Origin of the sequence: Mesorhizobium sp. M1334 (assembly GCF_040317995.1) — a bacterium.
Lineage (GTDB): Bacteria > Pseudomonadota > Alphaproteobacteria > Rhizobiales > Rhizobiaceae > Mesorhizobium.
This window is the reverse complement of the sequence record NZ_JAMYLM010000006.1, coordinates 281,479-288,383: the sequence shown is the minus strand read 5'-3', so window position 1 is coordinate 288,383 and position 6,905 is coordinate 281,479. Positions and strand designations below refer to the sequence as shown.

Here is a 6,905-nt window from a genome sequence, read left to right as displayed (position 1 = left end):
CGTAGGGGCGGCCAGATAATGTGCTCGAACTCGCAGTTCATCTGCATACGACGGCCTGCCCGCACTTGCGTGCTCCCGGTGCCCCGTGGCCCGGATGCGCCAAGCTTAACGAACCTGACGTACCGAACAAACGATGGCACCAAGAACATCATGCCGGATAATGGCTTCGTGGAAAGCTTCAATGGTCGGCTACGCGATGAGTGCCTCAACGAACGGCTCTTCACCAGCTATCGGCACGCCCGCAACAGCATCGAAGAATGGAGGATCGACTACAATGTGAATCGCCCACACACGAGCCTCGATGGCTCACCCCGCTTGAATATGCAACCCGATCCGTCAAGGATCACAACGTGAACAGGGCTAACTTATAGACGCGGACAAAACGGGGAGCACGTCAGAGCCTAAGTTGGTCGGTAGCCTTTACTACCAAATTCCGGAATCAACCATGCACGCTCATTCCGAGTTGGAAGCGTAGGCAGATTCAAACATCTTGCTGATGCCTGGCTGAGTTAGGGCTAGCCGGAAGTGGCAGTAGAGCTGCCACAGAGATTGCCACAACGGCTCGTCCATCTGCATCACGTCGACCTGCAGACCCATCTGCTTGGCGTGATCGGCGCCGATCATCTGTCCGTGCGAAGGATAGGTCTTGGTGTCCATGAGTTGCGCGACGATGGCGGTGTAGGTCGTGCCATGACGCTTGAGCTGGTTCTCGCCGAAGATGCGCGCGCGACTCTTAACCTGTTTGAACTTATTGAGGACAGCCGGATCGAATTTCTCGAACATCGCCCGAGCGGCGGGATCGTTCGGGTCCTTCCGCAGCTGCTCAGCATAGGTCTCGTACGAGGAGAGGTAGTCAAAGACGGACAGGTGCACTTCGTTGCCGTGCGCATCCTTGCCGATGTACTGCGGATCGATAGTACCTAGCTCGGAGGTGTCGCTCATTACGATAGTGTCCGCGCCGAGCGCGATCAGGGTGCCGGCGCTCTTGGCGCGATCCGGAACAATAACTCGGAACTTGCCGTCGCCCTTGCGGTTCCGCACTAGCTCAATCAGCTTTTCAGCCGCATCGACGTCCCCGCCGGGCGTGTGCAGCAACAAATCGATGCTGCTGCCTTTGGGCACGTTATGGATCAAGTCGACGAAGAACATGACATCGTCGCGGTCGATCTCTGCTGTTGCCATGTAGCAGAGCAGCTTGGCTCCGGTCTCTTCCTCGATCTGCTTGATCAGTTGCTGCCGCATATAGCGGGATGCATTGAAGGCCGAATAGAGTGGCGTTTTGGATGGCTTGGGCGCCGGCGCGGCCGCGGCGACCGACGCTGGTGGTTTCTCGGACTTTTTGTCGATCTTTGCCTTGGTCATAGCCAATCCTTTGCCCACTGAATGCGGCCATCGCGCATGAAATAATGGCAGCGCTTTTGCGCATCGGTGTAATCAATACTAGGCGCGATGGTGAGAATGCGATCTTTGCCCAGGGCGACATGCCAGTATGGCCGGCGGGCCTCGTCTATGTTGAGCATTATCCGGTGACCCCGCTTACACGGGCAGTCGAACGCGACCCACTTGTCATAGCCAGCCGAGGTCACCAATACAGCGCCGGTGCGCGGCAGCCGAGGGGGAAGCTCGTCCGCGTCCTCGACCAACCCCACGACCCGCCATCTGCGGAACGGGAGCCAGTCCCACCACCTGATCTTCATGCATTCCGCCAAACTTGTTCGAGCCAGGGAGTCGTATTTCCGAGACCTTGCTTGCCGCTGGCCGGATGACAATAGTGATGCTCGCGCGGCTCAACAATATTGGTTGAGATTTCACGGTCGTGCAGCCGCAACAGAACTTCCGAGGGTCTCGGATCCGGGCCATAACCGGTCAGCCGTTCGAGCAACTCCGAAGTGGCGGCGGCGGCCACCGCCGTCGTAAAGGTGACCACCGCCGGCTCGACGCCGGCCAGCACGGGCGCATAGCCTTCGCCGGCGAGGCGATGTCGCTCGTCTTCGTTCATTAGTTCGGCTGCGGCGCGGCGTACATCGATCCGGTTCCGGCAGAGGAGGCACGCCGTTCCCGGCGCCATCACCGTAATGCGGCCGTCGATACCGCGCAGATTACCCCCCTGATCGCTCGACAGCAGCACTCCCATGTCGATAACCGGCGTCAGCATGTAGGTCCCGAGCCGCGACAGCACCAGCCGCCCGGCATTGTCGTCGGTACAGCCAAACACAAGGTCACACTCACAGAGTTCACGGGCAATAGGCTGGTCGACGATCATCCCCACTTGGACCTGGCAGTCCAGATCAGGAGCGATCGAAAGCAGATGATCGCGCACCACCTCCGCCTTGGGCTGCCCGACCTGGTCCGGATGGGAGCCGTAAACACGTGTAACGTTGGAAAGAGACAACTCATCGGCATCGATCACGTGCAGATGCCGGACACCCACCCGTACCAATTGCTCGGCGACGGCCGAACCGGTGCCGCCGGTACCGACGATCCCTATCGTCAGCTCACTCAGGGTACGCTGCACCTCACCTCCAAAGGCCCGCACATTACGGTCGAACATCGATGCCAGTGGCGGCGAGGGATCGTTGTAGGACTTGACGAGGCGCCAAGTGTCGGAAACGTCCCACAACCGATCGAGCGCAAAGCGCGCGCCGTCCTCGTGTTGCAACGTTCCGGTAAAGGCGATGCCGTGCCCAGTGGGCGCCACGATCAGAGTGCCATAAAACTCTTGCCCGGTGCGCAGCCGGAAGAGGTCTGCTATCTGACCGTCGACCTGCTCGTCATGTTGGCTCGGCCGCGGCGAGGAGCCGACGCCCGGATGAGTGTGAAACCAGATAGCAATTTCACCACGGGCCTCCGCCTTCCCAAGCGAGCCAACATATCCCTCCGACGAGATTCCGAGGCCATCATGGCGGCGGTCTAGATAGGCATTGTCCGGCACCCAGTCGATGCCACGGCCCAAGAGCCGGATATGGCCCGCAGGCGTCCTAACCAACACGGCTCGGAGCACCCCGGCTGTCTCGAGCGGGTTGCCCGAGGCCACCATGATCTCATTCATCACCGGGTTGGAAAGCACGAGGGTGGCAGTCATGCTGCCATCCATTTCGCCGCCTTGTGGAGTTCACTCGCGATCAAGGCGAAATAGCTCTCCAGGGAGTCGATACCGGCCATCCAGCGCTGCGGGTCCAGATGCCGTGACCAGCGCTGCCAGTCACGCCCAAAATAGTGCTCGATCGAATCGGTCGCTTCGATGCGCGAGCCGTCGGCCCGAAACACCCCCGGATAAAACCACCACATATCTGGCGGCACGTCAGGATAGCCCGGCGACAGGCGCAACAGCAGGTCTGCATTCCGGACGCTCAGCCCGGGCGGCAAGACAAACTCCGGCACCCTCACACAGATCATGCCGGAGTCGAGCGCCGTGGAATGGCCTGGTGCTTTCGCCTCGAGAAATTCGACATCAGCCGCCGGGAGCATCGACCTAGCCCTCGCAACCAGGGTTGATCTGAGCGGGGGCAGTGAAGAACCGCATCCCATTCTTGAGCTCAACCACATCGGTTTCAGCGATCTTGCGATCCGACCCGCCGGGTACAACCTCGAAGAAATCACGCTCCAGCCCCACCGGCGGGGTAGGCAGGAGGCGCAGTTCGTGCCCGGTCATACGCTCCTTGTCGACCTTAAAGGTCTCCCGGTCGATCTTGATGTCGATTTTCTGATCGCCACCATGATGACCATGATCATCGTCGGCGCCATCCGTTTTCATTTCGTCGCTCATCTTATATCTCCGTTAATTGATACCGAGATACCACGACACCATACCGGTTGACAAGATAGGTGCGATGTAACCATATTGGTGCCATGAAAGCACCAAAAGCTATGACCATTCGGCTATCAGCCGAGCAGGCGGAAGCCTTGGAAACAGTGGCAAGTGTCGAGGATAGACCCGTGTCGGACATCATCCGCGCTGCCATATCAAAACATATCGATGCTCGTCGGAAGGATCCCGACTTCCAACAGGGCCTTAAAGAGAGAATCAACGTCGCCAGACGTTTGCTTGAGCGCTGAGACAATGGCCAAGAAAACCGAAATCAGATTTGCGGCCGAACAGCGCACCGGTGGACTCAAGCCTAAGTCCAACCGAAATGTCACCTTTGGCAAGGTTACGGTAGCCTCCGCCAAACCTAAGGCCGACGTGGTGGCGCGAAATGTCGCCGCCGGCCAGTCGGCGCTGAAGCGTGCAGCCGACAAAATCTCGCGGCCGGGCATATCGCTCCGGCCTTCCAAGGGCGTGCCGCTCTATTACGTCGATGACGCCCGGCCCAAAGAGATCGTGCGCGAACTTGACGGCCAGAAGGTGTACGGCGTTTTCCACAGCGGCAAGTTCGTCGCCTCGAATGGATAAGCTTGGACCTGCCGTAAGGCGGGTCGTCGCCCTTCAGATCGAGTCCTCCAAGCCTCTTGCCATTGTGCTGGCCGGCCACAATGGCTCGGGCAAGTCGACTATGTGGCAGCAGCAGCTTGCCCCTGTGCTCAAGATTCCGCTAATAAACGCCGATCGCATGATGATGTCGATATTGCCTGAGCCTCGAAGGAGTGGCGCACTCCCGCATTGGGCGCAGCAGTTGCGCGACGACGACCAGAGTTGGATGCGCGTCGCCCAGAAGGGCGTCGAAGCCTTCGTCGCCCAGGCCCTGGCCAACAAAGTCCCCTTCGCCATGGAGACCGTCTTCTCATACTGGCAGCCCCAGGACGACGGCACCGTTGTCTCCAAGATCGACCAGATTCGGCAAATGCAAGCAGAAGGGTACTACGTCATCATTTTCTTCGTCGGCCTTACCTCGGCCGAGCTCTCCATTGCTCGCGTCGAGACACGCGTTAGCCGCGGCGGTCATGCAGTTGACCCGCAAAAGCTCTTCGATCGGTTCCCGCGCACGCAGAAGGCAATCAATAAAGCGCTAGAGGTCGCGGACGCAGCTATTCTCGTGGACAATAGCCGCGATCGGGAAGTGGCCTTTACCGTCTGTCACGTACGGGCGGGGAACGAGGCGCTATTTGATTGGCGCGACAATGGGGATGCGCCGCCACCTGCCTCCGTGCTCGCCTGGCTTGACCTCGTAGCACCACGAGAAGACCAACCTCCGGCTGAATGAAAGGGAATCAAGTCGGCGGGCGGCAAGCAGTGTGCCGTAGACGAAGATACCGCCGCCACCGCGCACAAGGACTGCTGGGCTGCTTAACAGCGAACTACTGGCCGAGGTGTTTCAACCACTTGTCCGCGTCATTGTGGTATTGACGGATCACATTGTAGAGGGAGTGACTCCAAGCGCAGCTCTCATATACTGCCGCTTCCCTTCGCGATTGCTCCCCTCGTGTAAGGTAACTGTCGAGCAACCTGCTATGCTCCGCTGGACGTATACGAGGATCCCGCGGAGTTCGCCCGGATGGCGATCGATCGCATTGTCGCGCTCCGGAGACCGCGAGCGTGGCCCTAATTTGTGCAGACGACCAGGATGTTGATCGGTGGTTTGCGTTGATGCAGGGCGATCTCGATGCGAACTTCCGAGATCCAATGATCTCGGCCATTCAAAGCTGACGATGCGGTTTCACACTCATTTCACGACCCCGGTAGAAGCCAAAGGGCTTGAATTCGACGTGGTTGTGATCCCGAACTTGGCCTCGTACGATGGCTCGGACGCTGTCGGCAGGAATTCGCTATACGTCGCAGTTAGCCGACCGCGGCTCTGATGGGTTGTGACTATGAGGCCATTGGCTCGTCAATGCTCGCTGGTATGGTAGATGAAGAACATGTCGTACTTCGAACGCAAGAGCCTGCAGGCGAGCGTGTCGAGCGCGTGGCGTAGAGGAAGTCGCGGACAACAGTTGGGGACCTACCCAGCGTGGAGTTCGTGCGCCAGGCCGCGGGGCATTCTGCATGCGATAGGCGGCGATATCCTCCGCCTTGAATACCCAAGGCGCGCCGTAGCACACTTGCCGCCCCTTTGATGATGCCGAGACAGGCAACGGTGTGCAGATTATTTGAAGGAACGAAACGTCGTCGATCAGCGCGTACGGCGCAACACCGCAAAGGTTGCCGTCAACGGTTCGATCAAACGAGACGCGTAAGCATGGCAATGATGGAAGGTGGGGAAACCTCCCCCAGAATGTGACAGCGAGGGCTAGTTCCAGCATGAGTCCTTCCCGCAACCATGGTGGGCGTGTTAGGCTGTGTTGCAGATGTTGCACGGAGCTACCGGAAGGCTTCGGTTCCTCTCGGAATGCATCGGGAACCGTCCGTTTTTTCGGTTCACCCTCAACGGGTTAGATCGATGCGATGGCAGAACATCGTCTCGGTCAATTTACGGCAAGTACCTCTTCTTTGGCTATCGGTCGAACGGGCTCTGACTCCGAATCCAGGTTCCCCAGAGAGCGCCGGCGCGCGCCCTGCCGGAAGCCTGGCCTAGAATGATGGTGGAGCGGCAGCAATGAAATTGATGGCGATGCCGAAGACAATCTGGTCGCCGCGATGGTTGATCCAGGCGAACCCGTGCACTAGCGCGAAAAATCCACGGCGGTGGCTACGGCGGCGCCCAAGCCGAGCCGGGCCGAGCCATAACCGCGGCCGCCGGGGCGCCGCAAAGGCGCCGGCCAGCATCTTGCGCTTGAGCCCGGTGTCGAAGACGCCGGCCCGCTCCGAATAGAGCCCGGCCAGGCAAGCGAGGAGCAACGACCCGGAGAACAGCAGTTGCTCGGCGGCGATGGTGTGGGTCGGGTCCTCCACCGCCATGATGACGGCACCCGCCGAAGCGAGCATCGCGAGCAACCGGACAGCAGGCACAGCATTCAAATCCTCGAAGGCGTCCGTCGACATTCGACAAGAGACCTATGGCGCGGCGCGAGCGCTGGCGCTGTACGAC

Annotated in this window: 10 protein-coding genes and 1 pseudogene; 5 read left to right on the top strand and 6 right to left on the bottom strand. The window is 59.6% G+C overall.

Features of this window, described 5'->3' with window-relative positions; all coding sequences use genetic code 11:
* Nucleotides 1–159 precede the first annotated feature (159 nt).
* A pseudogene (locus tag NKH17_RS14925) lies at nucleotides 160–371 on the top strand (integrase core domain-containing protein); the annotation flags it as partial.
* An 82-nt stretch (nucleotides 372–453) separates the two neighbouring features.
* Here NKH17_RS14925 and NKH17_RS14920 read toward each other — a convergent pair.
* From NKH17_RS14920 to NKH17_RS14900, 5 genes are read right to left on the bottom strand one after another with little or no spacing between them, the layout of a single operon-like run.
* Nucleotides 454–1,362, bottom strand: coding sequence for an SDH family Clp fold serine proteinase (locus NKH17_RS14920; RefSeq protein ID WP_352833692.1), 909 nt, complete (start codon nucleotides 1,360–1,362; stop codon nucleotides 454–456).
* The gene (locus tag NKH17_RS14915) at nucleotides 1,359–1,697 is read right to left on the bottom strand and encodes a ubiquitination-like system serine protease family protein (protein ID WP_352833689.1); all 339 of its coding nucleotides are present in this window, start codon (nucleotides 1,695–1,697) and stop codon (nucleotides 1,359–1,361) included. Before NKH17_RS14915 ends, NKH17_RS14920 begins: the two co-directional genes overlap by 4 nt.
* Nucleotides 1,694–3,082, bottom strand: coding sequence for a ThiF family adenylyltransferase (locus tag NKH17_RS14910; protein ID WP_352971268.1), 1,389 nt, complete (start codon nucleotides 3,080–3,082; stop codon nucleotides 1,694–1,696). Before NKH17_RS14910 ends, NKH17_RS14915 begins: the two co-directional genes overlap by 4 nt.
* Nucleotides 3,079–3,468: an E2/UBC family protein gene (locus tag NKH17_RS14905; protein WP_352971265.1), complete on the bottom strand. Its 390-nt coding sequence runs from the start codon at nucleotides 3,466–3,468 to the stop codon at nucleotides 3,079–3,081. Before NKH17_RS14905 ends, NKH17_RS14910 begins: the two co-directional genes overlap by 4 nt.
* A 4-nt stretch (nucleotides 3,469–3,472) precedes the next feature.
* The gene (locus tag NKH17_RS14900; RefSeq protein WP_352971262.1) at nucleotides 3,473–3,766 is read right to left on the bottom strand and encodes a multiubiquitin domain-containing protein; all 294 of its coding nucleotides are present in this window, start codon (nucleotides 3,764–3,766) and stop codon (nucleotides 3,473–3,475) included.
* An 83-nt stretch (nucleotides 3,767–3,849) separates the two neighbouring features.
* Here NKH17_RS14900 and NKH17_RS14895 point away from each other — a divergent pair, with 83 nt between their 5' ends.
* The 4 genes from NKH17_RS14895 (at nucleotide 3,850) to NKH17_RS14880 (ending at nucleotide 5,736) form a co-directional block, all read left to right on the top strand.
* A complete protein-coding gene (locus tag NKH17_RS14895; protein ID WP_352833679.1) occupies nucleotides 3,850–4,056 on the top strand; it encodes a ribbon-helix-helix protein, CopG family in 207 nt (68 codons plus the stop codon).
* A gap of 4 nt (nucleotides 4,057–4,060) precedes the next feature.
* Nucleotides 4,061–4,393: a hypothetical protein gene (locus NKH17_RS14890; protein ID WP_352833677.1), complete on the top strand. Its 333-nt coding sequence runs from the start codon at nucleotides 4,061–4,063 to the stop codon at nucleotides 4,391–4,393.
* Nucleotides 4,386–5,141, top strand: coding sequence for a zeta toxin family protein (locus NKH17_RS14885; protein ID WP_352971259.1), 756 nt, complete (start codon nucleotides 4,386–4,388; stop codon nucleotides 5,139–5,141). Before NKH17_RS14890 ends, NKH17_RS14885 begins: the two co-directional genes overlap by 8 nt.
* A gap of 445 nt (nucleotides 5,142–5,586) precedes the next feature.
* Nucleotides 5,587–5,736 (top strand): ATP-binding domain-containing protein, encoded by a 150-nt coding sequence (locus NKH17_RS14880; protein WP_352833768.1) that lies wholly within the window; start codon nucleotides 5,587–5,589, stop codon nucleotides 5,734–5,736.
* A 712-nt stretch (nucleotides 5,737–6,448) separates the two neighbouring features.
* On the opposite strand, the gene NKH17_RS14875 is transcribed toward NKH17_RS14880, so the two are convergent.
* A complete protein-coding gene (locus NKH17_RS14875) occupies nucleotides 6,449–6,859 on the bottom strand; it encodes an ABC transporter permease family protein (protein ID WP_352971256.1) in 411 nt (136 codons plus the stop codon).
* Between the last annotated feature and the right edge of the window lie 46 nt (nucleotides 6,860–6,905).

What these genes read in the sequence shown, in the direction of transcription:
- NKH17_RS14920 (WP_352833692.1), bottom strand. Translation starts at nt 1,362, where the DNA reads ATGACCAAGGCAAAGATCGACAAAAAGTCCGAGAAACCACCAGCGTCG.
- NKH17_RS14915 (WP_352833689.1), bottom strand. Translation starts at nt 1,697, where the DNA reads ATGAAGATCAGGTGGTGGGACTGGCTCCCGTTCCGCAGATGGCGGGTC.
- NKH17_RS14910 (WP_352971268.1), bottom strand. Translation starts at nt 3,082, where the DNA reads ATGACTGCCACCCTCGTGCTTTCCAACCCGGTGATGAATGAGATCATG.
- NKH17_RS14905 (WP_352971265.1), bottom strand. Translation starts at nt 3,468, where the DNA reads ATGCTCCCGGCGGCTGATGTCGAATTTCTCGAGGCGAAAGCACCAGGC.
- NKH17_RS14900 (WP_352971262.1), bottom strand. Translation starts at nt 3,766, where the DNA reads ATGAGCGACGAAATGAAAACGGATGGCGCCGACGATGATCATGGTCAT.
- NKH17_RS14895 (WP_352833679.1), top strand. Translation starts at nt 3,850, where the DNA reads ATGAAAGCACCAAAAGCTATGACCATTCGGCTATCAGCCGAGCAGGCG.
- NKH17_RS14890 (WP_352833677.1), top strand. Translation starts at nt 4,061, where the DNA reads ATGGCCAAGAAAACCGAAATCAGATTTGCGGCCGAACAGCGCACCGGT.
- NKH17_RS14885 (WP_352971259.1), top strand. Translation starts at nt 4,386, where the DNA reads ATGGATAAGCTTGGACCTGCCGTAAGGCGGGTCGTCGCCCTTCAGATC.
- NKH17_RS14880 (WP_352833768.1), top strand. Translation starts at nt 5,587, where the DNA reads ATGCGGTTTCACACTCATTTCACGACCCCGGTAGAAGCCAAAGGGCTT.
- NKH17_RS14875 (WP_352971256.1), bottom strand. Translation starts at nt 6,859, where the DNA reads ATGTCGACGGACGCCTTCGAGGATTTGAATGCTGTGCCTGCTGTCCGG.